The organism is Nocardioides sp. NPDC092400, from assembly GCF_040684155.1.
GTDB lineage: Bacteria > Actinomycetota > Actinomycetes > Propionibacteriales > Nocardioidaceae > Nocardioides.
Genome location: NZ_JBFBFJ010000012.1, coordinates 1 through 25,957, shown reverse-complemented (window position 1 = coordinate 25,957; position 25,957 = coordinate 1). Strand labels below are relative to the sequence as shown.

Annotated in this window: 21 protein-coding genes, 3 tRNA genes and 1 rRNA gene; 14 read left to right on the top strand and 11 right to left on the bottom strand. The window is 74.0% G+C overall.

The annotated features are described in order from the left end of the window. Nucleotides 1-94 (top strand): 5S ribosomal RNA (gene rrf, locus AB0N29_RS20770); the annotation flags it as partial. A gap of 100 nt (nucleotides 95-194) precedes the next feature. Here the strand turns inward: rrf and AB0N29_RS20765 are convergent. Further along, nucleotides 195-1,007 carry a MerR family transcriptional regulator gene (locus AB0N29_RS20765; RefSeq protein WP_364870150.1) on the bottom strand — a complete coding sequence of 271 codons (813 nt, stop codon included), beginning with the start codon at nucleotides 1,005-1,007 and terminating at the stop codon, nucleotides 195-197. 52 nt (nucleotides 1,008-1,059) lie between these two features. Between AB0N29_RS20765 and AB0N29_RS20760 the strand changes: the two genes are divergently transcribed. The 6 genes from AB0N29_RS20760 (at nucleotide 1,060) to AB0N29_RS20735 (ending at nucleotide 7,458) form a co-directional block, all read left to right on the top strand. Next, complete coding sequence (locus AB0N29_RS20760) at nucleotides 1,060-2,889, top strand: hypothetical protein (protein ID WP_302268357.1); 1,830 nt, start codon at nucleotides 1,060-1,062, stop codon at nucleotides 2,887-2,889. Next, nucleotides 2,886-3,032, top strand: a complete 147-nt coding sequence (locus AB0N29_RS20755; protein WP_302268356.1) for a hypothetical protein — start codon at nucleotides 2,886-2,888, stop codon at nucleotides 3,030-3,032. Before AB0N29_RS20760 ends, AB0N29_RS20755 begins: the two co-directional genes overlap by 4 nt. Nucleotides 3,033-3,083: 51 nt before the next feature. Further along, nucleotides 3,084-3,515, top strand: a complete 432-nt coding sequence (locus AB0N29_RS20750; RefSeq protein ID WP_302268355.1) for an ATP-binding protein — start codon at nucleotides 3,084-3,086, stop codon at nucleotides 3,513-3,515. 105 nt (nucleotides 3,516-3,620) lie between these two features. Beyond that, a complete protein-coding gene (locus AB0N29_RS20745; RefSeq protein ID WP_364870146.1) occupies nucleotides 3,621-4,139 on the top strand; it encodes a DUF5709 domain-containing protein in 519 nt (172 codons plus the stop codon). Between the two features lie 143 nt (nucleotides 4,140-4,282). Next, nucleotides 4,283-5,887 (top strand): GMC family oxidoreductase N-terminal domain-containing protein, encoded by a 1,605-nt coding sequence (locus tag AB0N29_RS20740; protein WP_364870143.1) that lies wholly within the window; start codon nucleotides 4,283-4,285, stop codon nucleotides 5,885-5,887. Beyond that, the gene (locus tag AB0N29_RS20735) at nucleotides 5,884-7,458 is read left to right on the top strand and encodes an aldehyde dehydrogenase family protein (protein WP_364870141.1); all 1,575 of its coding nucleotides are present in this window, start codon (nucleotides 5,884-5,886) and stop codon (nucleotides 7,456-7,458) included. Before AB0N29_RS20740 ends, AB0N29_RS20735 begins: the two co-directional genes overlap by 4 nt. Nucleotides 7,459-7,527: 69 nt before the next feature. Here the strand turns inward: AB0N29_RS20735 and AB0N29_RS20730 are convergent, their stop codons facing one another. Then, nucleotides 7,528-8,598, bottom strand: coding sequence for an NADH:flavin oxidoreductase (locus tag AB0N29_RS20730; RefSeq protein ID WP_364870139.1), 1,071 nt, complete (start codon nucleotides 8,596-8,598; stop codon nucleotides 7,528-7,530). A gap of 78 nt (nucleotides 8,599-8,676) precedes the next feature. Between AB0N29_RS20730 and AB0N29_RS20725 the strand changes: the two genes are divergently transcribed. Further along, entirely contained in the window at nucleotides 8,677-9,438 is a 762-nt protein-coding gene (locus AB0N29_RS20725) for a GTPase domain-containing protein (RefSeq protein ID WP_364870137.1), read from the top strand. Between the two features lie 122 nt (nucleotides 9,439-9,560). After that, a complete protein-coding gene (locus tag AB0N29_RS20720; protein WP_364870135.1) occupies nucleotides 9,561-11,270 on the top strand; it encodes a hypothetical protein in 1,710 nt (569 codons plus the stop codon). A gap of 76 nt (nucleotides 11,271-11,346) precedes the next feature. On the opposite strand, the gene AB0N29_RS20715 is transcribed toward AB0N29_RS20720, so the two are convergent. The 4 genes from AB0N29_RS20715 to AB0N29_RS20700 form a co-directional block, all read right to left on the bottom strand. Beyond that, on the bottom strand, nucleotides 11,347-16,521 hold the full coding sequence (locus tag AB0N29_RS20715; RefSeq protein ID WP_364870132.1) for a lamin tail domain-containing protein: 5,175 nt from the start codon (nucleotides 16,519-16,521) through the stop codon (nucleotides 11,347-11,349). Nucleotides 16,522-17,009: 488 nt separating this feature from the next. Continuing rightward, nucleotides 17,010-18,563 carry a S8 family serine peptidase gene (locus AB0N29_RS20710; RefSeq protein ID WP_302268347.1) on the bottom strand — a complete coding sequence of 518 codons (1,554 nt, stop codon included), beginning with the start codon at nucleotides 18,561-18,563 and terminating at the stop codon, nucleotides 17,010-17,012. A gap of 160 nt (nucleotides 18,564-18,723) precedes the next feature. After that, nucleotides 18,724-18,797: transfer RNA gene (locus AB0N29_RS20705), tRNA-Phe, on the bottom strand. A 69-nt stretch (nucleotides 18,798-18,866) separates the two neighbouring features. Continuing rightward, entirely contained in the window at nucleotides 18,867-19,328 is a 462-nt protein-coding gene (locus AB0N29_RS20700) for an Lrp/AsnC family transcriptional regulator (RefSeq protein ID WP_364870128.1), read from the bottom strand. A 78-nt stretch (nucleotides 19,329-19,406) separates the two neighbouring features. On the opposite strand from AB0N29_RS20700, the gene AB0N29_RS20695 reads away from it, so the two are divergent. The 4 genes from AB0N29_RS20695 (at nucleotide 19,407) to AB0N29_RS20680 (ending at nucleotide 20,653) form a co-directional block, all read left to right on the top strand. Then, nucleotides 19,407-19,892, top strand: a complete 486-nt coding sequence (locus tag AB0N29_RS20695) for a DUF2000 domain-containing protein (protein ID WP_364870125.1) — start codon at nucleotides 19,407-19,409, stop codon at nucleotides 19,890-19,892. Nucleotides 19,893-19,961: 69 nt separating this feature from the next. Next, nucleotides 19,962-20,034, top strand: a tRNA-Glu gene (locus AB0N29_RS20690). A 106-nt stretch (nucleotides 20,035-20,140) separates the two neighbouring features. Further along, nucleotides 20,141-20,217, top strand: a tRNA-Asp gene (locus AB0N29_RS20685). Between the two features lie 76 nt (nucleotides 20,218-20,293). Continuing rightward, nucleotides 20,294-20,653 carry a metallopeptidase family protein gene (locus AB0N29_RS20680; RefSeq protein ID WP_302268343.1) on the top strand — a complete coding sequence of 120 codons (360 nt, stop codon included), beginning with the start codon at nucleotides 20,294-20,296 and terminating at the stop codon, nucleotides 20,651-20,653. On the opposite strand, the gene AB0N29_RS20675 is transcribed toward AB0N29_RS20680, so the two are convergent. The 3 genes from AB0N29_RS20675 to AB0N29_RS20665 are packed head-to-tail and all read right to left on the bottom strand — an operon-like array spanning nucleotide 20,644 to nucleotide 22,363. Further along, nucleotides 20,644-21,003, bottom strand: a complete 360-nt coding sequence (locus tag AB0N29_RS20675; protein ID WP_364870121.1) for a CrcB family protein — start codon at nucleotides 21,001-21,003, stop codon at nucleotides 20,644-20,646. The two genes, AB0N29_RS20680 and AB0N29_RS20675, sit on opposite strands and share 10 nt — an antisense overlap. After that, the gene (locus AB0N29_RS20670) at nucleotides 21,000-21,410 is read right to left on the bottom strand and encodes a CrcB family protein (RefSeq protein ID WP_364870118.1); all 411 of its coding nucleotides are present in this window, start codon (nucleotides 21,408-21,410) and stop codon (nucleotides 21,000-21,002) included. The genes AB0N29_RS20675 and AB0N29_RS20670 overlap by 4 nt, the downstream gene beginning before the upstream one ends. Then, a complete protein-coding gene (locus AB0N29_RS20665; protein ID WP_364870115.1) occupies nucleotides 21,407-22,363 on the bottom strand; it encodes an ATP-binding protein in 957 nt (318 codons plus the stop codon). The genes AB0N29_RS20670 and AB0N29_RS20665 overlap by 4 nt, the downstream gene beginning before the upstream one ends. Before the next feature lie 445 nt (nucleotides 22,364-22,808). On the opposite strand from AB0N29_RS20665, the gene AB0N29_RS20660 reads away from it, so the two are divergent. Next, nucleotides 22,809-24,308: an NAD(P)/FAD-dependent oxidoreductase gene (locus AB0N29_RS20660; RefSeq protein WP_302268339.1), complete on the top strand. Its 1,500-nt coding sequence runs from the start codon at nucleotides 22,809-22,811 to the stop codon at nucleotides 24,306-24,308. Nucleotides 24,309-24,389: 81 nt separating this feature from the next. Here AB0N29_RS20660 and AB0N29_RS20655 read toward each other — a convergent pair whose 3' ends face one another. Both AB0N29_RS20655 and AB0N29_RS20650 read right to left on the bottom strand, forming a co-directional pair. Then, nucleotides 24,390-25,070, bottom strand: a complete 681-nt coding sequence (locus AB0N29_RS20655) for a PaaI family thioesterase (protein ID WP_364870111.1) — start codon at nucleotides 25,068-25,070, stop codon at nucleotides 24,390-24,392. A 37-nt stretch (nucleotides 25,071-25,107) separates the two neighbouring features. Beyond that, nucleotides 25,108-25,812, bottom strand: coding sequence for a hypothetical protein (locus tag AB0N29_RS20650; RefSeq protein WP_364870108.1), 705 nt, complete (start codon nucleotides 25,810-25,812; stop codon nucleotides 25,108-25,110). Nucleotides 25,813-25,957 lie beyond the last annotated feature (145 nt).

Sequence of the window (25,957 nt, the reverse complement as noted above, 5' to 3'; positions counted from 1 at the left end):
AACACCCGGTCCCATCCCGAACCCGGAAGTTAAGCCTTTCAGCGCCGATGGTACTGCAACCGCGAGGTTGTGGGAGAGTAGGACGCCGCCGGACAACACTTCAAGGACAGCGCCATCCCTCCGGGGATGGCGCTGTTCTGCATTTCCAGCCTGATGATCCCGCTGCGTCGACGCGGGGATCGACGCAGGCGGCCTCAGCCGAGCAGGCGCTCGCCGAGCACCCGGTCGACCCGGGTGACCATCGCGAGGTCGAACGTGCTCTGCAGGGCCCGCGTCGCCAGCTGGCGCAGGTCGTCGAGGGCCTGCTCGACGTCGGGCCAAGCGACGGCCGGCTTGCCCGCGTCGACGAACGGCTGCCACACGCGGTCGACGAAGAGCTCGACGTACAGCTTGGCCACTCCGTCGGCGTGCCGCCGGAGCCGCTCGAGGAGGTCGAGGGCTCCGGGCGCGTCCAGCCCGAGCAGGCGCATGGCCTCCTCGCCCGCGATCATGAGGGCCGGTGCGACCACCTCGACCTGCGGCTCGCCGTCCGCGGCGTCGGGCGCCTCTCGCACGAGGCCGAGGCGGAGCGCCGTGGCCAGCACCTCGCCGGCGTCGTCGGCCTGCAGCCGGAAGCGGTCGACGAGGTCGGCCAGCGTGGTGACCTCCGGCTCGGGTGCGCTGAACATCCCGCGCGCGTGCTCGGTGAAGGCGAGCAGCTGCCCGTCCGCCGTCGTGTCCCGGTCGAGCATCCGGGCGATCCCGTCGAGCTTGAGGCCGGCGGCGCGCAGCTGCTGGACCAGGCGGACCCGCTCGACGTGCTCGGGCCCGTAGAAGCCGGTGCGTCCGCGGAGGTGCGGTGGGGGCAGCAGCCTGCGGGACTGGTAGCTGCGCAGGGAGCGGACCGAGACACCGGTGCGCCGCGCGAGCTCCTCGACGACGAACACCTCGTCGGTACCCGGCTCACCGGCCCCGGCAGGGCCCGCTGGCGCCGTCTCCCCGCTGGGGGAGGACGTGTCGTGGACCACGGCGCGATCCTAGCCCTTGCCACGGTTGCATCGAACGATGTTACATAGAAGCATGTTGTTCTCCGAGACCCCCGCCGTGCCGACCGCGGTCGAGGACCGGCCCGCGGGCGCTGCCGCCCTCGGCGAGGTCGCGCTCGCCTCCGGCCTGGCGCTCCTCATGACGATCGCGCTCGGCGTGGTCGTGGTCGCCCACCGCTCCGGCCGGCTGCCCGCGCTGACCCGGCTGATGGAGCGGATGGACCGCTCCCGGTTCTTCGGCACCCTCGCCCCGTGGGCGCAGGTGCCGCTCATGGTGGCGATGGTCTCGCTGATCACCGCCCTGCTGGGGATGTACTGGGACATCGCGCTGCACATCGGCATCGGCCGCGACGAGGGGCCGCTGGCCAACCCGGCCCACTACCCGATCCTCTTCGGGCTCTTCGGCATCTCCGCGGCGGGCGTGCTGGCGTGCGCCCTCCCGCGACAGGACGAGGTCGGGCCCTCGGGCGTGCGCCTCGCCCCGGGGTGGAACGCCCCGGCCGGCGGCGTGCTGCTCACCGGAGCAGGCACCTACGCGCTCCTGGGCTTCCCGCTCGACGACGTGTGGCACCGGATCTTCGGCCAGGACGTGACCCTGTGGGGCCCGACCCACCTGATGCTCATCGGGGGCGCCGGTCTGTCACTGGTGGCGATGGCGGTGCTGTTCGAGGAGGGCCGCACGGCCACCGAGCGCACCGGCAGGCGGACCAGCCCGGTGGCGACGTACGTGCTCAAGGCGTGCCTGGTCGGCGGGCTGCTGATCGGGATGAGCGTGTTCCAGGCGGAGTTCGACTTCGGGGTGCCGCAGTTCCGCCTGGTGCTCCAGCCCTTCCTCATCGCGCTCGCCGCGGCCTTCAGCCTGGTCGTCGCCCGGCTGTGGATCGGCCGGGGCGCGGCGATCGCCGCGGTGCTGTTCTACCTCGTGGTCCGCGGCGGCGTGAGCGTCGTCGTCGGCCCGGTGCTCGGCGAGCTGTGGGCCTCGGTGCCGCTCTACCTCGCCGAGGCGGTCGTCGTCGAGCTGGTCGCCCTCCGGCTCGCGCACCGTCCCGTCGCCTTCGGCGTGACCAGCGGCGTCCTCATCGGCACCGTGGGGTACGCCGCGGAGCACGCCTGGACCCAGGTCGCGTTCCCCCTCCCGTGGACCTCGGACATCGCGGTCGAGGGTGTCGCCATGGCGACCGTGGCCGGTGCTGCCGCCGGCCTGCTCGGCGGGCTGCTGGTTCGGGGTCTGCGGCGCGACCTGCCCGACGCCCTGCGTCCGCGGCTGCTCTTCGCGCTCGCGCTGGCCGCGATCGCCGCGTGTGCGACCAACGGGGTGCTCGCGACCCAGCCCAGCGACCTGGAGGGCACCGTCGCGGTGGCCGACGCGGGCGGTGGGGAGGTCGACCTCGAGGTGCGCCTCGACCAGGACGCCGTCTCCGGGGCGCCGGCCTGGCTCACCGTCACCGGGTGGCAGGGCGGCCAGGGGAGCGAGGGGCTGGTCGTCGACCACCTCGAGGAGACCGGCCCCGGGGTGTGGCGCACGACCCGGTCGGTGCCGGCCGACGACGGCTGGAAGACCATGGTGCGGCTGCACGACGGCCGTGACCTCACCGCGATGCCGGTCTACCTGCCCGAGGACACCGCGCTCGGTGAGCCGGAGATCCCGGTCGAGGACGGCACGCGCCCCTTCGACGAGGAGAAGCTGCTGCTCCAGCGCGAGCTCTCCGACGACGTCCCGGGGTGGCTGTGGCTCGCGGCGGGCTCGGTGGTCCTGCTCTGCTCCCTCGCCCTGGTCCTGGGCCTGGGCTGGGGCGTCACCCGGTTCGCGCGGGCGACGCGTCCGGACGTGGGCTCCGTGACCGCCCCGAAGGTGCCGGCATGACGGTCGGGCCGACCGCGCCGCTGCACATGGGCGCCCTGCACGGGGGCGAGGGGTTCCTCGTGCTGCTCCTCGCGTTCGGGCCGCTGCTCGTCGCCTTCCTCACCGTGTTCTACCTGCGGTGGCGCGGCGAGCAGGAGGGCTGAGCGCAGCGCCTCGCCCGTTTGGGGCGGGCCGGGTCCGCTCACCGGGGGTGCATGACCGCCCTCGAGCAGGACCCGTGCACCCGCGTGCACCTGTGGCACGACCTGGCCGCGGTGGCCGACGCGCGCCGAGCCCTGGTCCAGGACCTCGAGCAGGCCGAGCTGGACCGGCGTGCGGCCCAGGACGTGGTCCTGGTCTTCTCCGAGCTGGCCAGCAACGCCGTCGAGCACGGCCCGCCCCACGGCTGCGGCCACGTCGAGGCGACGTGGTGCCTCTACGACACCGGGGCCCGGCTGACCGTGGCGGGCGACGTCGACCCCGAGGTGGGCGAGGAGGTCCTCGACCGGTTCCAGCCGGGCGAGGCGTCCCAGTTCGCCGCCCGGGGTCGTGGGTTGGCCATCGTCGACCACGTCTGCGAGCAGTGGGGGGTCGACCTGGACGACGGCACGGTCCGGGTGACCGCTCAGATCGTCTTCGCCTCCTGACACCAGGGGCTGCGGGAGGCGGCCCTTGCCCAGGCGGGCGGATGCGCGGCAGGGGTGTGAGGTGCGTCGACCGATAGCCGTGCCGAGGTCGGGTACCGGGTCCCCATGAGCCAGAACGACGACTCCGCAGCCCTCGGCACCGACCCGTCCGTCGACGTCACCCAGGACGCCAGCGACAACGAGAGCTACCACGGCTACAGCGTCGACGACGAGACGCAGCCGCAGAGCTCGGGCGACAGCCTGGTGCAGGAGAACACCGACATCGGCGAGCCCCTCGACGAGGGCTACAGCCCGCCGGAGAAGTGGTCGGTCGCCCAGGGCTACGGCAACACCCCGCTCGAGGAGAGCATGGGCGAGACCTTCGAGCAGCGGCTCGAGCAGGAGATCCCCGAGCCCGACCCGTACGAGCAGGCCGAGCAGGAGGCCGACCGCGGTGAGCTCAACGACGTGATCCGCGAGGGCGCCCAGGTCGGCGACGAGCGCGCCGGCCGCCTGGTCGAGCCCGACGAGGGTGCCCGGACCGACACCGAGAAGGACCTGGTGGCCGGCGACGTCGGCATCGACGGCGCCGCCGCGAGCGCCGAGGAGGCCGCGGTGCACGTGGTCGCCGACGAGGACCTCTGAGAACTCTGAGCAGGACCGATCCACCGTTGCCGAGGGCCGCGTCCGATCTGGACGCGGCCCTTGGTGATCGCCGTCACCCGGCCTAGTGTTCCCCGCACCGTCCCGGCGACGCCGCCGGTGACGCGCGAGCCGAGGAGGACGTCGTGCCGGACCGGGAAGTCTTCACCCACGTGGTGGTCGGAGCCGGCAGCGCCGGCGCGGTCGTCGCCGCACGGCTGACCGAGGACCCGTCGGTCTCGGTGCTGCTCCTGGAGGCCGGCGGGGCGGCCGACGCCGACGAGATCAGCATCCCGGCGGCGTTCGCGAACCTGTTCAAGACGCGGTGGGACTGGAACTACCAGACCTCGGAGCAGAAGCAGCTCGAGAGCCGCCGCGCCTACTGGCCGAGGATGAAGGCGCTCGGCGGCTGCTCGTCGATGAACGCGATGATCTACATCCGCGGCAACCGGGCGGACTACGACACCTGGCGCGACGCGTACGGCGCGACGGGCTGGGGCTACGACGACGTGCTGCCGTACTTCGTCCGCGCGGAGGGCAACACCCGCCTGGCCGGGCCCTTCCACGGCCAGGACGGACCGCTGCACGTGGAGGACCGCCGCTACACCCATCCGCTGACCACCGCCTGGGTCGAGTCGGCCGTCGCCGCCGGCTTCAAGCCGACCGACGACTTCAACGGCGCCGAGCAGGAGGGTGCCGGGCTCTACCAGGTCACCTGCCGCAAGGGCCGCCGCTGGTCGACGGCCCGGGCCTACCTCGACCCCGCGGCCGGCCGTCCCAACCTGACGGTCCGCACCGGGGCCCTCGCCGAGCGGGTCGTCGTCGAGGGCGGCCGCGCCGTGGGCGTCGCCTACCAGCACGGCGCCGGCACGCGCACGGCGTACGTCGAGGGGGAGGTGGTGCTCGCGGGAGGGGCGGTGAACTCCCCGCAGCTCTTGATGCTCTCCGGCATCGGGCCGGGCGCGCACCTGCGGGAGGTGGGCGTCGACGTGGTCGTCGACCTGCCCGGCGTCGGGCAGAACCTGCACGACCACCCGGCCGTGCCGCTCGTCTTCGCCACCCGCGGCACCAGCGACCTGATGGACCACAACAACCTGCTGCAGCTGGCGCGCGCGAAGGCCACCGGCACCGGCCCCCTGGTCTCCAACATCGGCGAGGGGGGCGGCTTCTGGCGCACCCGCGACGACCTGGCGGCACCAGACCTGCAGGTCCACGTCGCGCCGACCGGCTTCTACGACAACGGGCTGCACGAGGCGACCGCCCGGAAGGTCACCGTCGCGCCGACGCTGGTCTCGGTCGCGAGCCGGGGGGCCCTGCGGCTGCGCTCGACCGACCCGCGCTGGCACCCCGAGATCGACCCGGGCTACTACGACGACCAGGCGGACCTCGACGCGATGACGGCCGGCGTGCGCCGGATGCTCGAGACCGTCGCCACGGGGCCGCTGGCCGACCACGTCACCGGCCCCGGCCTGCCGACGATGGAGACCTGGGGCGAGGACCCGACCGACGCGCAGGTCGTCGAGCACGTCCGGAGCTACACCCAGACGCTCTACCACCCCGTCGGGACCTGCGCGATGGGTGACGACGAGCGCTCCGTCGTCGACCCCGAGCTGCGGGTGCGCGGCGTCGACGGCCTCCGCGTCGCGGACGCCAGCGTGATGCCGATGGTGACGCGCGGCAACACCAACGCCCCCACGATCATGATCGGCGAGCGCGCCGCCGACCTCCTCCGCGGAAAGGCCCTCCGATGACCACCGGCACGACCACCGGCACGACCACCGGCACGACCACCGGCACCGACGGGAAGCTGGAGTCGATCAACCCCGCCACCGGCGACGTGGTGGGTGTCCACCCCGTCCACGACGAGGCCGACGTGCGGGCCGCCGTCGCCCGGGCGCGGGCCTCCGCGGACTGGTGGGCCGGGCTGGGCTTCGAGGGCCGCCAGCAGGTCCTGACCCAGTGGCGCGGCGTGATCACCCGGCGCCTGGCCCAGCTGTGCGACGTGGTCCACCAGGAGACGGGCAAGCCCCACGGCGACGCCCAGCTCGAGTGCGCGCTCGCGATCGACCACCTGGCCTGGGCCGGGTCGCACGCCGCGAAGGTCCTGGGCCGCAGGCGGGTCTCGCCGGGCCTCCTGCTGGCCAACCAGGCCGCGTCGGTGGAGTACCTCCCGCTCGGCGTCGTCGGGGTCATCGGCCCGTGGAACTACCCGGTCTTCACCCCGATGGGGTCGATCGCCTACGCGCTCGCGGCCGGCAACACCGTCGTCTTCAAGCCCAGCGAGCTGACCCCGGGCGTCGGCACCTGGCTGGCCGACAGCCTGCGCGAGGTCGTGCCCGACCACGACCTGCTGCAGGTCGTCACCGGGTACGGCGAGACCGGGGCGGCGCTGTGCCGGGCCGGGACCGACAAGATCGCCTTCACCGGCTCGACCGCCACCGGCAAGCGGGTGATGGCCGCCTGTGCGGAGACCCTGACCCCAGTGGTCATCGAGGCCGGTGGCAAGGACGCGCTCCTCGTCGACGAGGACGCCGACCTCGACGCCGCGGCCGACGCGGCCGCCTGGGGCGCCTTCGCCAACGCCGGCCAGACCTGCGCCGGGGTCGAGCGGGTCTACGTGCACGAGAAGGTGCACGACCGCTTCGTCGACCTGCTCGCGGAGCGGGCCCGCTCGGTGCACGCCGGCGTGGACGTCGACGCCAAGATCGGCCCGATGACCATGCCCGGCCAGCTCGACGTCGTACGACGCCACGTCCACGACGCGCTCGCCCGGGGCGGGCGGGCCGTCGTGGGTGGCGCCGAGGCGGTCGGCGACCGGTTCGTCCAGCCCACCGTCCTCGTCGACGTGCCCGAGGACAGCGAGGCGGTCACCGAGGAGACCTTCGGGCCGACGGTGACCGTGCGCAGGGTGCGCGACATGGACGAGGCGGTCGAGCTGACGAACGCCGGGAAGTACGGCCTGGGCTCGGCGATCTTCACCGCCAAGCGCGGCGACGACCTCGCCCGGCGGCTGCGCACGGGGATGACGTCGATCAACTCGGTGATCTCGTTCGCCGGCGTGCCGACGCTGCCGTTCGGAGGGGTGGGCGACTCGGGCTTCGGACGGATCCACGGCCCCGACGGGCTGCGGGAGTTCACCTACGCCAAGGCGGTCACCCGCACCCGGTTCAAGGCGCCGCTCAACCTCACGACGTTCGACCGCACGCCCAAGCAGGACTCGACGGTCGCGACGCTTTTGCTCGCCCTGCACGGTCGTGCCTCCCAGCTGCCCAAGCTGCCGCGCCGGCCGCTCGAGACGATCCGCGGGCGCCGCCGCGGCTGACCCCTTCCACCGCCTCGTGATGCCCAGCGCGCGCCCGGGCGCACGCTGGGCATCACGAGGCGCGGTGGGTCAGGCGACGAGGTCGTCCCAGCCGGCCGCGAGGTAGTCGATGAACGCCGGGCCGACCCGCTCCTCGCGCAGCACGTCGCGGGTGACCGGGCGCTCCCGCACGCGGAAGTCCGGGTCGGCGGCCGCCCGGGCGGCGAAGTCGTGGTGCAGGATCGCGCCGGTGCCGACCGAGACGAAGTCGGCGCCCCGTTCGAGGCACCAGCGTGCGTCGGCCGCGGAGAGCACCTTGCCGGCGACGCCGAGCCGCGTGCCGCCCCGGGGCAGGTCGGCGAAGTGCTCGACCAGCAGCCCCTCGGCGCCGAACCGGGAGGCCATGAAGACGTCCCACAGCGACATGTCGAGGTAGTCCAGCAGCCCGGAGGTCATCACCTGCCGGGCGGTCTCGCGCCCCTCCTCGAGGGTGATCCCGCTGCCCTCCGGCGTGAGCCGCAGCCCGAGCTGGAAGTCGGGCCCGGTCGCGGCGCGGATCCCCTCGAGCACCTCGCGCAGGAGGCGGGACCGGTCGTCGAAGGAGCCGCCGTACCCGTCGGTGCGGTGGTTGTGGCGGGCGTCGAGGAACTGCCCGACGAGGTAGCCGTGCGCGCCGTGCACCTCGACCCCGTCGAAGCCAGCCCGCTCCGCGCGCACCGCGGCGGCGACGAAGTCGGCCACGGCCTGCTCCACCTCGTCGGTCGTCATCGCGACCGCGCCCTTCGCCGGCTCGTCCCAGGGGCACTGGTTGGCCCGGCCGGTCAGTGCCGGGTCCGCGCGCCGGCCGCCGTGGTGGAGCTGGACCGAGGAGACGGCGCCGGTGGCGCGCAGGGCGTCGGCGAGCCGGGTGAGACCGGGGAGGTGGTCGTCGGAGGCGATGCCGAGCTGGCCGGCCCACGCCTGGCCGGCCGGTGCGACGTACGCCGCCGCCGTCATCACCAGCCCGAAGCCACCGCGGCCGCGAGCCTCCAGCCAGTGGTGCTCGTCGTCGGACAGCGTGCCGTCGGCATTGCTCTGGGTGTTGGTCAACGGTGCCAGCGCGAAGCGGTTGGCCCACTCCGGGCCGTGGGCGAGCGCGAGCGGGTCGGCGAGGGAGGTCACCGCGCCATCGTGGCCGAGCGGGCGGCGCTGCCGTGCACCCGGGTGCCCGGGGAGGTGCCTCGGGTACCTTCGAGCGCCATGAGCCAGCAGTCCCGCGGACCGCGCGGCATCCGCGCCGTGCCCTCCACCCTCGCGCGCGGACGGGACCGGGTGACCGGGGTCCTCCAGCACCGCTACCCGACCGTCGCGGTGACCGGCATGACCGGGGTCGGCAAGAGCGAGCTGGTCGACCACCTCGCCGGCCGCCCGCGCGCCGGGGAGCCGCCGGAGGCGGGGTCGGCGGTGATGGAGCGGCGGGTGCGCCGCGACCGGCGGCTGCGCGGCTTCCGGTTCCGCGTCGTCCCCGGCGAGAACGCCGCCACCCGGCTCGGGGCGCTGGACGAGGTCTTCCACGACGACCCGGTCGACGGGGTGCTGCACGTGGTCGCCAACGGCTACGCCACGGGGCGCCGGCCGGCCGGCACCACCGGGGCGGTCGAGGTGGACCGCGACGAGCAGCTGGCCCGGGAGCTGGAGGACTGGACGGTCACCGCCCACCGGATCGCCTCGATGGCGGTCCGCCGGCCGCGGCCGACCTGGCTGGTGGTCGTGGTGACGAAGGTCGACCTCTTCCTCGACGACGTCGACGAGGTGGTCCGCTCCTACTCACCCGGCAGCGGCACGCCGTTCGGGGACCGGCTCGACGAGCTCCGCGCGCTCGCCGGCGCCGCGAAGCTCTCCATCGACGTGCTGCCGGCCTGCAGCCGGCTCGACCCCGCCAGCCCGCTCGACCCGAAGCAGCGCGACGCCTACCTCGCCGCCCTCGAGGCGCGGATGGGGCAGCTGGCCGGGCACGCCTGAGCGGGCGGGCCGCCGGCCGGGCCGGCCATCCCAACGGGTGTGAGGACGTGTTCGGTCTTGTGCTGCTCCGTGCGAGCGGGGAGAGTGATCGTCGTCACCATCCGCCGCACTCGGAGGCCCCCATGACCCTGACCCCCACGACCCGTCCCACTCCGCCCGCTCCTGCCGCGCTCACCCGCACCCCGCCTGCCGCCGCGGTGGGGCGCCGCGCCCTCCTCGGAGCCGCCGGGCTCGGTGGGCTCGCGGCGGTCACCCTGCCCGCGGACGCCGCCTCGGCCGCGCCCCGCAGCCGGGTGAGCCCCTTCGACCTCGACTTCGAGGTCGTCGACCGCCAGCGCCGGCTCGACCTGCTGGCCGACCGGTTCGTCACCCTGCGCGACAGCTTCACCGACAGGGGCGGCCGGTACGACGTGCTGGCGCCGCGGGGCAGCGCGGGCACGGTGACGCGCGGTGGCGGCGAGCTGCGGATCGGCGGGCGCGAGCACTCCACGCTGCTGCGGTCGACCAGCCGCCAGGACGCGCCGTACGCCGCGGTGGTGGTCGACGTCGCGGCGTTCTCCGGCGACACCACCCGCGACCGGGTGCTCGCGGGCCTCGCCAAGGGCGCGGGCGACCACCTGCTCGCGTGGTACGACCGGGCGACCGGCACGGTGGGGATCGACCTGACCGTCGGCGGGACCACCGAGACGCTCGGCACGGCCGAGGCCGACCTGCAGGCGCCCTTCCAGCTCGCCTTCGCCGTCACCAGCACCACGGTGGTGGCCTTCGCCGACACCGGCTCGGGACCGGTGCCGCTGGTCAAGGCGACCCTCGACGAGCGGCTCGACCTGCGCGAGCCGGCGAACCTGCGGACCTGGACCAACTCCTTCGGCGCCGAGTCCGGCTCGGGCACGGTCGTGCTGGACCGCGTGCGGGCGGGGTACTTCGGCCAGCTCGGGCTACGCGACCCGCACCTGGTCACCCACGCCGACGGCGCGCCGTACATCCGCGACGGGAAGGTCTACCTGACCTTCACCCAGGCCGGCCTGGCGTTCTTCGAGACCGCCCACTGGGGCGTGTGGACCCTGGACCTGGAGACCTACCGGCTCGAGCAGGTCGCCAACCTCTTCTTCCAGCGCGACGGCCGCGACCTGGTGCTCGGCGACCACGCCGGCCACCTCGTGCGCGACGACGCGAACCGGCGCTGGATCGTCACGAACAGCACGTGGGGCGACTTCGCCAACGACAGCGTCGAGATCAACTACACGACGCTGCGCTCGTCCACCGACGTGCTGCGCGGGGTGCACGTGCTCCGCACCCGGCAGCTCCGGCTGCCCACCTCCGAGCTGCCGTCGGAGGCGGTCGGGCAGTGGGACCCGCACGTGGTCAAGATCGAGGGCCGTTGGTACGTCGGGTTCGTCAACGCCCGGCGCTTCTTCGACTTCTACCCCGCCCTGGCCCGGAGCCCGCGCGGCGCCGACTTCACCAACCTGTCGCTGGTCGGCGCGGACGCCTCGAAGGTCGAGACCGAGGGGACGGTGCTCCAGCGCTTCGGCGGCCGCTGGTACGTCCTGGCCAGCAACGGCGACGCCAACGCGGCGGAGATCCGCGGGCAGTACCCCGTCTACGACCTGCAGATGAAGCAGCTCGGGATCCTCGACGCCCCGCACCCGACGAACATCCCGTGGCCGATGATCATCCCCGTCGCGGAGCGGAACCGGACCCGCTGGCTGCTGGTGACCTTCAACGGCACGCAGTACTACGAGCCGCTGCTGGGCTACGGCACCCACGGCGACACGATCGTGATGGAGGCCCAGCGGACGAAGGGCGTGGAGTTCCCCCGGAGCCGCTGAGGCCCGGGACGCGGAGAGGCCCGCAGGTCACCTGGGGTGACCTGCGGACCTCTCGCTCGCTGCTTCCGTCGTCCCGTCAGCGGGTGACCACGGGCCGGCGGTCGCTGCGCAGGGTCAGCGCCTCGTACCCCCGGCGGGTGCCGGTGACGCGCACCGTCACCGTCTTGCCCAGGTGACGCCGCGTCAGCAGCAGCGTCCGGCCGGTGGCGACCTGCTTGCCGCCGACGATCCACCGCACACGGGTCCTGGTGCCGTCGGCCCAGTCACCGGTCTCCACCGTCAGGCGCTGCCCCACCCGGGCCCTCCCGAGCAGCACGGGCCGCTCGCCCTGGAGCCGGCCCGGTGCGACCCGGGTCGGTTCCGAGGTGACCGAGGTGGCCGGGCCCGAGCCGAGGGTCGCCGTCACCGTCACGGTGAGCCGCCTGCCGACGAACCGGGGGAGGACCCGGAACGTGCTCGCGGTCGCCCCGTTGATCGGCCTGCCGTCGGCGTTCCACTGGTAGGTGAGCGTCGTGCCGGCGGGCCAGTCGCCCGCGTCCGCGGTGAGCACGCGGCCCACGCGGGCGGGGCCCCGCAGGTCCGGCTCGGCCGGCTGCGGCACCCCCGGGCCGGGCGTGCCGGGGTCGCCCGGGGTGCCCGGGTCCGGCGTGCCGGGGTCGCCGGGGTTGCCGGGGTTCGGCGTGCCCGGGTTGCCCGGGTTCGGGGTGCCCGGCGTGCCGGGGTTGCCCGGATCCGGCGTGCCGCCCCCGCCACCGGCCACGGTCAGGGTCCGGACCTCGGAGATCGAGCTGCCGCCGTAGGGGTTGGTGGTCTCGACGTACCACCCGTGCCGCCCGGCGCCGGGGTCCCAGGCGACCGTGCTGGTCGCGCCCGAGGCGACGTCGTCGAGGACGGCGATGTCGCGGGTGGTGAGGACGTCGGCACGGAAGGAGTCCGTGCCGAGCGTCTTGGTCGCCGGGGCGATGCCCGCGTCGACGTACGGGATCACGAACTCCTGGTGGACCGGCTCCAGCGACGGGTCGTCGGAGTCGAAGTCGTCGAGCGAGGGGGAGTAGGTGCGCACGACGATCCGGCCGCCGGTGTTGTCGAAGTGCATCAGCCGCAGGTAGCCCAGGCCGCCCTCGGGGAGGCCCTGGTAGTCGAACAGCATCGAGTGGACCGTGCGGTCCGGCGTGCCGTCCCCGTCGTCGTCGAACTGGTCGAGGCGCGTGTAGGCGTCGTGGTAGTGCCCGGAGGACACCGCGAAGACGTTCGGGTTGGGGGCGACGACCTCGTCCATGATCCGCTGCGGGACCGGGCCGAGCCCGCCGGTGGTCAGCATGAACTCGTGCAGGCTGATCCAGACCTTGCGCTCGGGGTGGGCCTTGATCACACGGTTCATCCAGGCGATCTGCTCGTCGCCGGGCGCCCAGCCCATCGAGAGCATGAGGAAGTCGATCCCGCCGGCCGTGATCAGGTCGTAGTGGCCGCGGTTGTCCTGGTGGGTGCCGCCGTGCCACGGGTTCTGCTGGTAGCGGTGGGCGCCGAACCACTTCGAGAACGCCGTGTAGTCGTTGTCGTGGTGGCCGACGTCGTGGTTGCCGGCGAGCACGCCGTACGGCAGGCCCGCCTCGTCGAGCATCCGGTACGCCGGGTCGGCCTTGAGCCACTGCCGCTCGTCGGTCGCGACGTTGACGACGTCACCGGTGTGCAGGACGTACTGCAGGTTCAGCTGGTCGCGCTGGGCGAGCAGGAACTTGTTGATGTTGAGCTGGTGCTTGTAGAAGCCGTCGGTCTCGTTGTAGTACTGCGTGTCCGACTCCCAGCCGAAGGTGAAGTCGTACTCCGAGCGGGGCGTGACCCCCTTGCCGGAGTACGGCGCGGGGTTGTCGGCGCGGGTCGAGCGCACCTTGCCGGCGAAGCCCTCGGAGTGCTGCACGAGGACGGTCATCGTGCCGTCGGCGGTGTGCCCGGCGACCGGCACGAGCTCCTCGAAGGTGAAGGGCTGGTCGTCGGTGGTGATCTTGCGCGCGACCTCCTCCCAGGCGCCGGTGGCGGCGTCCTTCACGTAGAGCAGCACCTTCGCGCCGGCGTTGGCCGAACCGGTCCAGGTCAGCCGGGCCGTGGCGTCGGCGCCCGCGTCGGCGGGGACCGCCACCGAGAACAGCTGGTAGGGGAAGGCCACGTCCGAGCTGACCGCGTGCTCGATGCCGTCGGTGCCGGCGACCTGCTCGAGCTGCTCGGCGGTCAGCACCGTCCGCTCGGAGCGGTCGGTACCGCGGGCGACGCCGGTGGTGCCGCTGTACGCCGCCACCTCGGCGTCGGTGGGCACGAAGCTGCTGCCCTCGCGGAACCGCAGCTGCAGGTCGTCGCCCTCGGGCGAGCCGGCCGTGGCGGTCAGGTCCACCGGCCCGGAGGCGACGCTCGCGCCGTCCTCCGGGCTCACCAGCGTGGTGCGGGGCCGCTCGTCGGCGGTGGTGAAGGTGACCGTCCGGGTCGCGGTGTTCCCGACCCGGTCGCGGGCGGTGACCACCAGGCGGTGCTCGCCGGGCGCCAGGCTCAGCGAGCTCGTGGCGTGCGGCAGCGTGACCGCCTCGCCGTCGAGCGTGGCGGTGACGCCGGCGTCGGCCAGGCCGGAGCCCGCGTCGGTCGTGGCCGCGTCGAGGGTGAGGTCACCGCGGTAGCGCTGGCCGTCGGCCACGGTGGGCTCGACGACGGGTGCGGTGTTGTCGACGCGCACGGTGCGGGTCAGCGTGGCGCCGCCCCGCGCGGTCGCGGTGACCGTGTGCGGGCCGTCCGCGACGGTGGTGGAGTCCCACATGGTCGCGAGCGAGTCGAAGGCGTCGTCGGGGATGGTGAAGGTGGCGGTGAAGTAGACCTGGTTGGCGTCGTTGAAGCCGATCCGGGTCGTCGGGTCCGGGCAGGCGCGGACCGTCGGGTCCTGGCCCTCGCCGGCGCCGCCGCAGGTCGTCGGACGCAGCACTCGGCCGTCGGGCAGCGCGAGGCGCAGGTTGAGCGCGGAGAAGTCGTCGTTGTTCTCGTTCGGGTCGGGCTGCGGCCAGGCCTTGGTGCCGGCGTAGATGCCGACCGTGAGCGGCTCGCCCTTGACGACCCGCTCGACCGGGACCGGCGCGGTGACGGTCTCGACCCGGGCGTAGAAGCCCTCGTCGAAGACGGTGAGCACCTCCTCGCCGATGCGCACGCCGTTGCGGAAGAACGCGTCGGTGCTGGTGGCCTCGAAGGCGAAGACGGGACGCGCCTCGAGCGCGGGCACCGGCGTGGGCGCGGGCGCGCCGTCGATCGCCAGGCTCAGGTCCGCCGGGTCGCCGGCGGTGGTGGCAGCGAGGCGCGTGCGCCCGCCGACGTACTGGTCCTCGGTGACGTTGAGCCGGACCGGTGCGGTCTCGGTGGCGTCGAGCGTCACCCGGACGGTCTCCAGCGTGGTGCTGCCCGTGCCGTCGGTGGCGGTGACCGAGTACTCGACCCACCGCTTCCCGTAGAGGTCGACCGCGGGGATCGTGTAGGCGTACCGGTCCGGCGCGCCGAAGACGAGGTTGCGGCGGATCGGCTCGTCGACGTCGGTGTCGACGGTCAGCACGACCGTGCGGACCTGACGGTCGTCGGTGATCTCGAAGTCGAGGGCGAGGTCGGCGGTGTCCGGGGTCTCCGAGCCGCCGACGAGGTCGACGATGCGCGGGGCGCTGGTGTCGGCCGGCGTCGCGACCAGGCCCGGCGGGACCTGGTCGGGGGCGGCGTACCCGGGCGTCGCGGCGCCGGTGCCCAGCTTGGTCTGCTTGGTGCCGCCGTCCCAGCGGTACTGCAGCGGCTTGTCGGCGACGGTGTCGGCGTCGTCGTGGTAGTACGCGCGGCTGATGTCGTGGCCGCTGTTGGTCATCACCTGGATGCCGCGCAGGCCGCCGTTGGCCATGCCGCCCGAGGCGATCTCGACCAGGTCGGTCCCCGGGGTCAGGCGGGAGCCGAAGTGCTTGTTGAAGTCGGTCGCCGTCAGGTGGTCGTTCGACCCGTTCTTCACCCACAGCACGAGCGTGCGCCCGGGGGCGATGACGGGGTCGTGGGGCCGGGCCGGCCACAGGAGGCTGTTGGTGGTCAGCTCGCTGCCGTCGATGTAGAGGTAGTTGAGGGTGAAGTCGGCGAACGCGACCGGCGCGTCGGAGGCGTTGTAGACCTCGACGAACTCGTAGGCGTCGCCGCCGCCGACGTTCGCCGTGTCGGGCGCGACCTCGGTGACCTGCAGCACGGGTGCGGTGAGCGCCGGGTCGACCGCCGGCGCCGGACCCTGGACCGGGACGGACGGGCCGCCCGGTGCCGGGCTCGTGGTCGGGGTGCTCGTCGGGCTCGTCGGCGCCTCGGTGGGCGTCGAGCTGCCTGTCGGCGTCTCCGTCGGGGTCGGGCTGGTGCTCGGCTCGACCGGAGCGGTGGGGCTGGCCGGCGCCGTGGGCTCGGTGGGCGTGGGGCTGGTGGTCGGCGTCGGCGTCGGTGTGGGCTCGGTCGTCGGCCGGGTGAGCTGCGCTGGGTCCAGCGTGCCCGGGGTCGGCGCCTGCAGCCGTCCGAGGACGGGCTGCTGCGGGGAACCCGACGGCGGCACCGCGTACGTCACCGTCCGGTCGACGCCCTTGTCGGTCCCCGTCCACGCGACCTCAGTGAGCTTGGTGCCACCACGGGTGAGGTACATCGAGGTGCCGGAGTTGTTAAGCCCGTCCTGGCCGGTGAGGTGCACCAGCGTGTAGTCGTCGCTGACGCCGAGCGAGGCGTAGTGCTCGCGGAACTGCTGGTCGGTGAGCGTGGCATCGCGACCACCGGTCGCGCTCCCGTCGCGGTAGACGCTGTTCCGCGCCCACAGCACGACGGTGCCGTGCGCCGGGACGGTCGTGCCGGCCGGGTACGACAGCGTCTTGGGGTTCGTGCCGCTCATGTAGACGATGCCGACGCCCGCAGCGGTCAGGTCGATGGCCTCGGCAGTGGTGTTGTGCAGCTCGACGAACTCCCACGCGTCAGCAGACTTGTTCTCGAAGGTCGGCATGTTCGCCGAGTCGACGTTGACCTCGGTGATGAGCAACGCCGGAGCATCGGCCGGCGCGGCCGGGAGGTCGGCGGCGGCCAGCGGAGCGGCCGATGCGGTCGGCCCGGTCAGGGCGACGGTGCCGGCGGCGAGCGTGCCGGTGAGCGTGGTGGAGAGCGCCAGGGTGGCGAGCGCTGTGCGTCGGCCGCGACGGCGGCGCACGCCGGCGGAGCCGGCTGGAGAGGGCGTCATGCGGGTCGGGTTCGCTTTCTCTGGAAGGGGATCGGGCGGACCCTCGCAGCGAGAAGGTGAAGGAATGCGAACCGTGCGTGACCCGCAGGTGGACGCTGTCGGTCTGCTTCGAGCGGGCCGTGCCGGCGGGACGTGGGGTGCGGCGTTTACCCAGATCTGGGGATGCGGAGCGCTCCGCCGCGAGCGCACAGTCGAGGGACGGGCGAGACCCGTGCGAACGACCTGTCGACCGTGGCGGAGGGACACGGCGCCACACGCTGACGCCACCTCCCATGCCCTCCTCCCAGGGAGCTGCCGGAGCCCCCGGCACGAGGGGCCACGGTCGACGGGCCCGCACGACAGCCCGCACGACGGCCCCCGGCGCACGCCTCGGCGCGGCCGGGCCGGCCGCAGACGCGACACCGGGGCCCGTCCTGGTGGACGGGCCCCGGTGCTGTTCGAGCGGGTCGCTGGGTGCGGCCGGCGGTCGGCCGGCCCTCAGCGGTCGGTCAGCGGACGGCGTCCAGGGCGTCGATCACGCCGTCGCCGAAGTAGCTGTTCTCGTCGGTCGTGCCCACGCACGGCGCACCGGCGGTCGTGGTGCCGCACGCCTTGTCGTCGGCCTGGGCCCGCAGCGCGCGGGCCAGCTGGGCCGGGCTCCACCGCGGGTGCTCGGAGGCCAGCAGTGCCAGCACGCCGGCGGCGTGCGGGGACGCCATCGAGGTGCCGCTCTTGAGCCCGTAGCCGTTGTCCGTCACCACGGTGGACAGGATCCGCGAGCCTGGGGCCGCCACGTCGATCACGCCGAGGCCGCGGTTGCTGAAGCCGGAGAGCCGGCTCTCCATGGTGTCGGCGGGGAAGCGCTCCATCGAGGAGACCGTGACGACACCGTCGAGCTCGGCGGGGATGTCCTCGCAGTCGTCGTTGATGACCCGGTCGACCGGCGTGCTGTCGTCGGGGCTGGTGGTGTCGGTGGTCTTGTTCGCCAGGTCGTACGACGAGTTGCCGGCCGCGGCGGCGTGCACGACGCCCTCGCGGGTCGACCAGGCCACGGCGCGGCGGACCGCCTCCTTGGCGGCCAGCTGGTCGGGCTGGTCCTCGCAGTAGAACTGGAACGGGTCGACGTAGTAGCTATTGTTGGTGACCTCCATGCCGTGGAGGCCGGCCCACACGAAGCCGCACACGGCGTACTCGGGGTAGATGAAGCCGTCGTCGTTGACGACCTTCACCGAGGCCATCCGCACGCCCGGGGCGACACCGACGATGCCGACGCCGTTGCGGGCCGCGGCGATGGTCCCGGCGACGTGGGTGCCGTGGTCGCTGGTGGTCGGGTGCCAGCCGGTCGCCGACCGGTCGGGGCGCCCGGCGTCGCTGCAGTTGACCGAGTCCCGGACGTCGATGTTGGGGGCGAGGTCGGGGTGGTCGGGGTCGATGCCGCTGTCGAGGACGCCGACGACGACGCGCCGGCTGCCGTCGGTGATCGCGTGCGCCCGGTCGGCCCCGATCATCTGCATGTCCCACTGCTCGGCCTCGCGCGGGTCGGCCACGACCTTCGTGGCGGACTCGAGGTCCTTCTTCTTAGCGGACCGCGCGGCACGCGCCGACCGCTCGGAGCGCCCGGGGCGCTTCGCGTCGACGCCGGGCGTGCCCTCGGTGACCGGGACGGTGCGGGTCGCGCCTACCGAGGCCAGCGCGCCGCGGGCGGCCCGGCTGACGTCCTCGCGGAAGTCGGCCTCGTCCGCGTGCGCCACGACGACGCCGATCTGGGGCCACGACTGCACGACGGTGCCGCCGGCGCGCTCGACCGCGCGCTCGACCTGGCGGACCTGCGCGGGGCCGGCCTTGCGGGCGTTGAGGAGGTAGCTCGACACCACTCCGTCGGGAGTGGCGATCGGCACGGGCGTGGACGGGGGGCCGGCGGTCGGGCCGCCGTGGCCGCCGGGGCCGCCGTGGCCGCCGGTCGCGGTGGCGCCCGGCCCGGTGGCGACCAGCAACGCCGTGGAGAGGGCGGTGGTGGCGGCGAGCGCGGCTGCGGTACGCCGCAGGGTGGTGCGGTGGGTCATGTCGTTCCTTCCCGAGAGTCCGGCGCGTGTGTGCGCCGGGGGGTCATCCTGACCCGAGGCCACCCCCCACCGCCAGCACCCCCAGGGACGAGTCGGCGTCCGTGCCCGTCGTACGACGAAGGGCCCCGCCGTGATCGGCGGGGCCCTTCGCTGGTGCTCGTGGGCAGGGGCGGGGTCGAACCGCCGACCTTCCACTTTTCAGGCGGACGCTCGTACCAACTGAGCTACCTGCCCGAGCGACGGACACCTTACATGCCCGCGGAGCGGCCGACGAATCGCGTCCTCGACGCGGCAGCGCCGGGCTCACGCCTCCGGCGCGACGTCCACGACGGGGTTGCGCAGGTGCTCGTAGATGATCGAGGTCTCCACGTCGGCGATCGCCTCGCGCGAGGTCAGCCGGTCGATGACGAAGGCGTAGAGCGCGTCGTTGCTCGCCACCGCCACGTGCACCATGAAGTCCGCCCGGCCGGAGGTCACGAAGACGCCGACGGTCTCGGGGAGGGTGGTGACCCAGTCGCGGAAGTCCTCGATGTTGGTCCGCGTCGGCGGGCGGATCCGCACCGAGACCAGGGCCTGCACCGAGCGGCCGAGCTGGGTCAGGTCCACGTCGAGGTGGCTCCCGCGGACCACCCCGCGCCGCTGCAGGGCCCGCGCCCGGTCGTGGACGGTCGTCGCGGAGACCCCGACCTCGGCCGCGATGTCGCGCAGGCTGCGCCGGGCATCCGTCATCCAGGCACGCAGGATCGAGCGGTCCAGGGCGTCCATGTCAGCCAGGATAAGCACTGGCCCGGACGATGCACGGCGTGCTGGTGTCTGTGCCGTACGTCGTCCTAGCGTTCCCGCATGACCACCGAGGCATCCCCGGCGCCGCCGATCGGGTTCGACCCCGAGCAGATCGACCAGTCCGCGAGCACCCGCGACGTCCCGCTCAAGTGGGTCGTCGTCGTGGACGAGACCCTGCCGCCCGGGCGGGCGGTCAACGCTGCCGTCTGCGTCGCCGGCACCACCACCACGCGCGTCCGCGGGCTGCTCGGCGACGCCGCCACCGACGCCGACGGCACGGCGTACCCGGGACTGCCCTGGCTGGGGTGCACGGTGCTCGGCGCGGCTCCCGAGCGGCTCGCCGCCGTCCGGACCGCCGCCGCCCGGCGTGAGGACGTCGCGCTCGTCGCGATGCCGGTCCAGGCCCAGCACACCCGGGTGTACGCCGAGTACCTCGACGCGGTCGCCGCGAGCGGGACCGAGGACCTCTCCTTCCACGCCCTGAGCCTGGTCGGGCCGCGCAAGGTGGTCGACAAGCTGGTCAAGGGCCTCGGCCTGCTGCCGTGAGCCGCGCGGTCCCGGCCGTGGCGGGCGGCACCGGCGAGCGGGGATCTCGTATGCTGTCCGCGCAGTCCGGCCCCCATCGTCTAGCGGCCCAGGACCCCGCCCTTTCACGGCGGTAGCACGGGTTCGAATCCCGTTGGGGGTGCTCCACCGGCTCGTGCAGGCCCCGCGATTGGGTCCGTCGCGAGAGTGTGGGTTAGAGTTCCACCGCTTCGCCGATGTGCGGAGCAGAGCACGACCAGCAGTTCCATGGCCCCGTAGCGCAGTTGGTTAGCGCGCCGCCCTGTCACGGCGGAGGCCGCGGGTTCGAGTCCCGTCGGGGTCGCCACCGAGCGCCCCGGACCACCAGGTCCGGGGCGCTCAGTCGTTCCCGGGCTGTTGCCCGCCCACGGCAGACTGGCCGCGTGCCGATCGACATGGACCGCGACCGCTTCGACGCTCTCGTCGACCAGGCGCTCGACGGCATCCCCGACGAGCTGGCCTCGCTCGTGCGCAACGTCGTCGTCCTCGTCGAGGACGAGCCGCCGGAGGGCGAGCCCGACGACCTGCTCGGCCTCTACGACGGCGTGGCGCTGACCGAGCGGACCAGCTGGACCGAGGGCATGGAGCTGCCCGACCGGATCTTCGTCTTCCGCGGTCCGCTGCTGGACATGTGCAGCAGCGAGGAGGAGCTGGTCGACGAGGTCCGGATCACCGTGGTGCACGAGGTCGCCCACCACTTCGGCATCGACGACGACCGCCTCCACGACCTCGGCTACGCCTGAGCGTCCACCCAGGAGCCCACCCAGAAGCCCAGGGCGCAGGCGGCGAGCGCCAGCCCGAGCGTGCCCGCGGCGTACGCCGCCCCGGCGCGGCCGCCGAGCCGGTGGGTCTGCCCCGCGAACGCCGACCAGGTGGTCAGGCCCCCGCAGAAGCCCACACCCACCAGCGCGTACGCCGCGTCGCCGCCGCCGCCCGGCTCGTGGCCGAGGCCCACCAGCAGGCCGAGGAGGGCCGAGCCGGCGACGTTCACCGCCAGCGTGCCGCGCGGCCAACGGCCGTCGAGCGCCGTCGCCGCGACGTACCGCAGGGCGGAGCCGAGCGCACCGCCCAGTGCCACGAACAGGAGCGTCACGACGCGCCTCGACGAGCGCTCGGGACCCCCGCCGTGCCCGGTGGGGCCGGTGCGAGCCGGGAGGCCAGTGCGACCGCCGCGACCGTGGCCGCGAGCGTGCCGAGGAGGTAGCCCAGGGCGAGCAGCGACCGGCCCTCCGCGAGCAGCGACCGGGTCTGCTCCGAGGCCGCCGACAGCGTGGTGAAGCCCCCCAGCAGGCCGGGGCCGAGCGCCGCGGCGAGCGCGGGCGAGCGGCGGACGAGCGCCACGCCGGGCAGCAGTGCGAGCAGCAGGCTGCCGAGCACGTTGATCGCCAACGTGGTCCCCGGCAGGCCCGGCCCGTCGGGCACCGCTTCCCCGCACCCCCACCTCAGGGCAGCGCCGACCGCGCCGCCCGCGGCCACGGCCGCGAGCACTCGCGGGCTCACGACACGCTGCTCTGGCGTCCCGTCCGGAGGTCGGCCGCGATGTCGGCGCCCTCGGTGGTCGCGGGCGCGCCGCCGTCCTGCGCGCCGACCCCCGAGCCGCCCGTCCACGGCCGGGGAGCGGCGCCGTGCGCCTGGCGCACCAGCTCGCCGAGGAACCACCGCTGGAACTCGCGCTGCTCGGGCGTGCGGGCCAGCGACAGCAGGCGCTGCTGGCGGCAGAACTCGTCGGCGAGGTCGAGGAGCTCGAGGAACTGGTCGATGGTCTGCGCGCCCCGGCGCGGCATCACGATGCGCAGGTCGGCCTGCTCGAGCCCGGTCGCCTGGGCGGCGGCGATCTGCTCGGAGCCGATCCCCTCGCGGAGCTGGCGGTCCAGGTCGCCGAAGAGGTCGGAGAGGTTCTTGGCGAGAGGGTAGTCCGCCTCGTGGGCCAGCGCGAGGAGCCGGACCTCACGGCGCAGCTCGCGGTAGTGGCGCTGGAAGGCCAGGTAGGCGCGCAGGGGGACCGCGACGACCTCGATCTCCAGCAGGTCCTGGTCGTCGGTGCCGGCGAGCGACGCCTCCTCCGCGACCCCGGTGACCAGTCCCTCGACGCCGTCGTCCTCCGCGAACGAGACGGCCGGGGCGAACCACACGGTCTTGCCGTCGTCCTCCATCTCCGCGCCCCAGGCGTCGGAGCTGCGCGCGACGATCGACAGGCCCCGGCCGAAGGTCAGCAGGATGTCGTCCTCGTCGGGGCTCAAGGCCGAGGGCAGCACCGGGCGCTCGGGGGAGGCGTCACGCACCTCGACCCGCGGGTGCTGGACGGTCCCGCGCACGCGGACCTGGATCGGCGGAGCACCGTGCAGCAGCGCGTTGGTGACCAGCTCGGAGACACCGAGCTCGGCGCACTCGACCAGGTCGTCGCGTCCGATGTCCCGGCACGTCTCGACCACCCATCGGCGTGCGTCTTGCACGCCGCGGGGACCAGGGCCCAGGGACAGGGCGGGCCTGTTCAGCGGCACAGGTGCGACTCCGGACTGCTGGCGGGACGGGTGAGGGGCGGGACGCCTGCGGGTGGGGCGGGGTGGTGTGGGGCGGCGGTGGTGCGGTCCGTCGCTCGGCGTGGTCCACGGTCGAGGCGACGGGTAGAGCCATTCTTGGCTTGCCTACCCCCGCATCTTGTGACCAAACCCATGTCGTTGAAAGTTTTCCGACGGAATCGGTTCCCCCGCTGCCGTGTTGGACCCGGTGACCCGTCGTCACGGGCGCAGAACCGCCGGGGTCCCGGGCATGTGTGCCGGCCGACGGACTGGTCACCGGATTGGTGATCGGCAGGCGTGCGGCGGGACAATGACCGCACAATGGCGGAGCCCGGTGCACGTCCACAGGCACGGCCCCACCTCGTACAGGAGGAATGTCATGGCAGCGACCGCTCCCCTCGGTGACGAGACCCGGACGACCGGCGAGGGCCGGCGCCACCAGGTGGTGGTGGTCGGGTCCGGCTTCGGTGGCCTCTTCGGGACCAAGGAGCTGCGGCGCGCCGACGTCGACGTGACGATGGTGGCCAAGACCACCCACCACCTCTTCCAGCCGCTGCTCTACCAGGTGGCGACCGGCATCCTCTCCGAGGGCGAGATCGCGCCGCCGACCCGCGAGGTGCTGGCCGGGCAGAAGAACGCCCAGGTCCTGCTCGGCGAGGTCACCGAGATCGACCTGGAGAAGCAGACCGTCCGCTCGCACGTGCTGGGTCGGGAGACGGTCACGCCGTACGACTCCCTCATCGTGGCCGCGGGCGCGGGCCAGTCCTACTTCGGCAACGACCAGTTCGCCGAGTTCGCGCCGGGCATGAAGTCGATCGACGACGCCCTGGAGCTGCGCGGCCGGATCTTCGGCGCCTTCGAGCTCGCCGAGCTCGGCGCCGCCCGGGGCGAGAACGTCGACCACCTGCTGACCTTCGTCGTCGTGGGCGCCGGTCCCACCGGTGTGGAGATGGCCGGCCAGATCGCCGAGCTCGCGCACCGCACCCTCAAGCGCGACTTCCGGTCGATCAACACCCGTCAGGCCCGCGTCGTCCTCGTCGACGCCGCGCCGCAGGTGCTCCCGCCGTTCGGCGCCAAGCTCGGCGGCAAGGCGCAGAAGGAGCTCGAGGACCTCGGCGTCGAGGTGATCCTCGGCGCGATGGTGACCGACGTCGACGAGCGCGGGCTCTCGATGAAGTTCAAGGACGGCCGCGTCGAGCGGATCGAGTCCGTCACCAAGATCTGGGCCGCCGGTGTGCAGGCCTCGCCGCTGGGCAAGCAGCTCGCCGAGCAGAGCGGCGCCCCGCTCGACCGGGCCGGCCGGATCGGCGTCAACCCCGACCTGACCCTCCCGGGCCACCCTGAGGTCTTCGTCGTGGGCGACATGATCCAGCTCGACAACCTCCCCGGCGTCGCGCAGGTCGCGATCCAGGGCGCGAAGTACGCCGCCAAGGAGATCCAGAACCGGGTCGAGGGCAAGGCTCCGCAGAAGCCCTTCAAGTACTTCGACAAGGGCTCGATGGCGATCATCAGCCGCTTCCGCGCGGTCGCGATGGTCGGCAAGCTCCGGCTGACCGGCGTCATCGCCTGGCTGATGTGGCTGGCGGTCCACCTCGTCTACATCACCGGCTTCAAGAACCGGGTCACCGCCGTCCTGCACTGGGCGGTCTCGTTCCTCGGCCGCGGCCGCTCCGAGCGCACCACGACCGAGCAGCAGATCTTCGCCCGGTCGGCGCTGAAGCGGCTCGAGCGGGGCGCGTCCGACCTGGTCTCGCAGCCGGGTGAGTACGACGCCCAGCGCGACCAGGCCCGCCGCGACGAGCTCGAGGCGCAGGCCGCGGAGGAGGTCCGCCTCACCGACGCCGGCGAGCGCGGCACCCGTCCCTCCGAGCGCGTCTGAGCCCTCGGCCGCAGCACCCGGCCCCACCCGGACCCGTCCGACAGGACGGCCCCGGTGGGGCCGTCGCCGTCGTACCGGGACCTACTCGAACGTCGGCGGCACCTCGGTGGCCCCACGCGCGGCGAGCAGGTCCCGGGCCCAGCGGGGGAGCACGAAGAGCCCCTCGGCCTCGACCGTCGGCCCGTCCGGGCCGATGACGTGCCCGCGGGCCCACGTCTTGTGGCCCTCGGTGCGCTCGACCCACGCCTCGAGGCGGAGCGGGCCGAGCGGCGTGGGCTGGCGGTAGGTGACGGTGAGGTAGGCGGTCATGCCGGGCTTGCGCGCCGCGGCGGCCGCGTTGCCCAGCATCTGGTCGAGCAGCAGCGAGGAGACGCCGCCGTGGACGAGTCCCGGCGGTCCCTCGTACGCCGCGCCGAGCACGACCTCCGCACGGACCTCGCCGAGCCGGTCGCCGGCGGGCTGCGGGTCCAGCGGCGGCGCCACCGGGTTCCGCACGCCGACGACGGTGTTGCCCCACGGCTGCCGGGCGCGGCCGTGGCCGAAGTGCGCGCCGATGGAGCCGTCGATCTGCGAGTCGCGCAGTCGGGCGGTGATCGCCTCGACCTCCGCCTGGGCGGCACGGATCGTGTCCGGGTCGACGGTGGTCCGGATGGTGGCGTCCACCAGCTCGCGCACCGCCTGGGTGAACGGCTCGTAGAGCGCCGTCTCCGCGGCGAGCTCCTCGGCGCTGATCTCTGCTGGGCGGTGGGGATCGAGACTCACGGGCGGAGTCTAGGTACGGCGCGTGCGGCCGCGGCGCCTAGGCCGTCCGTTCCGGACGGTGCCGGCGCAGGACGGCGGTGAACTCCTCGGGGTCGACCATGGTGGCGTCGACCACGAACGGCTCCATGCTCCGCCGCAGGAACAGCACCTTCCACCCACGCGACCCCGGCTCACCCACCACCTCGATCGGCGTGTGGGGACTGCGCAGGTCGAAGACGAACCTCCCGCCCCCGCGCAGCACCTCCAGCTGCCCGGCGGTCACCGACATCCGGGTCGGCGCCGATCCGGCCCGCACCGCCCAGACGACCAGGGTGAGGACCGCGAGCGTCCCGGCCAGGCCGAGGGTGGTGGTCGTCTGGTCGCGGGAGGCGGCGTACGCCGCGCCGGCGGTGGCCGCGAGCAGCACCAGGAGCAGCAGGCCGACGACCCGTCGGGCGCCGGTCCGTGGCCGGAACACGTGGTTCGTCGACGCGTCGTCCACCGTGGCTCGTGCGGCCGCCGCTGCCGGTGGTGCCGGGCTCCTCACCGGGCGGGCCGGGCGGGTCTCGCGCTCGGCCACCCGGGCCGCCTCCAGCTGGGCGGCGATGCGCTCCCCGGCTGCCACCCGGGCCTCCTCGGCGACGCGCGCCTCCTCGGCGCGCACCTCCTCCGGGGTCGGCCCGGCCGGGACCTCGGCCGGAGGCTCGGCCGGGGGCTCCGGGACGGCTTCGGTGACGACCGGGTCGGCCTCGGGGTCGGCCACCGGGTCGCCCGCGGCCTCGGGTGCCTGGTCGTGGGGGGGGGGGGGGGGGGGGGCCGCCCCCCCCCCCCCCCCCCCCCGCCGGGGGGGGGGGGGGGGGGGGGGGTGGGGGCGGGGCGGGGCGGTGTGGGGGATGGGGAGCAGGGAA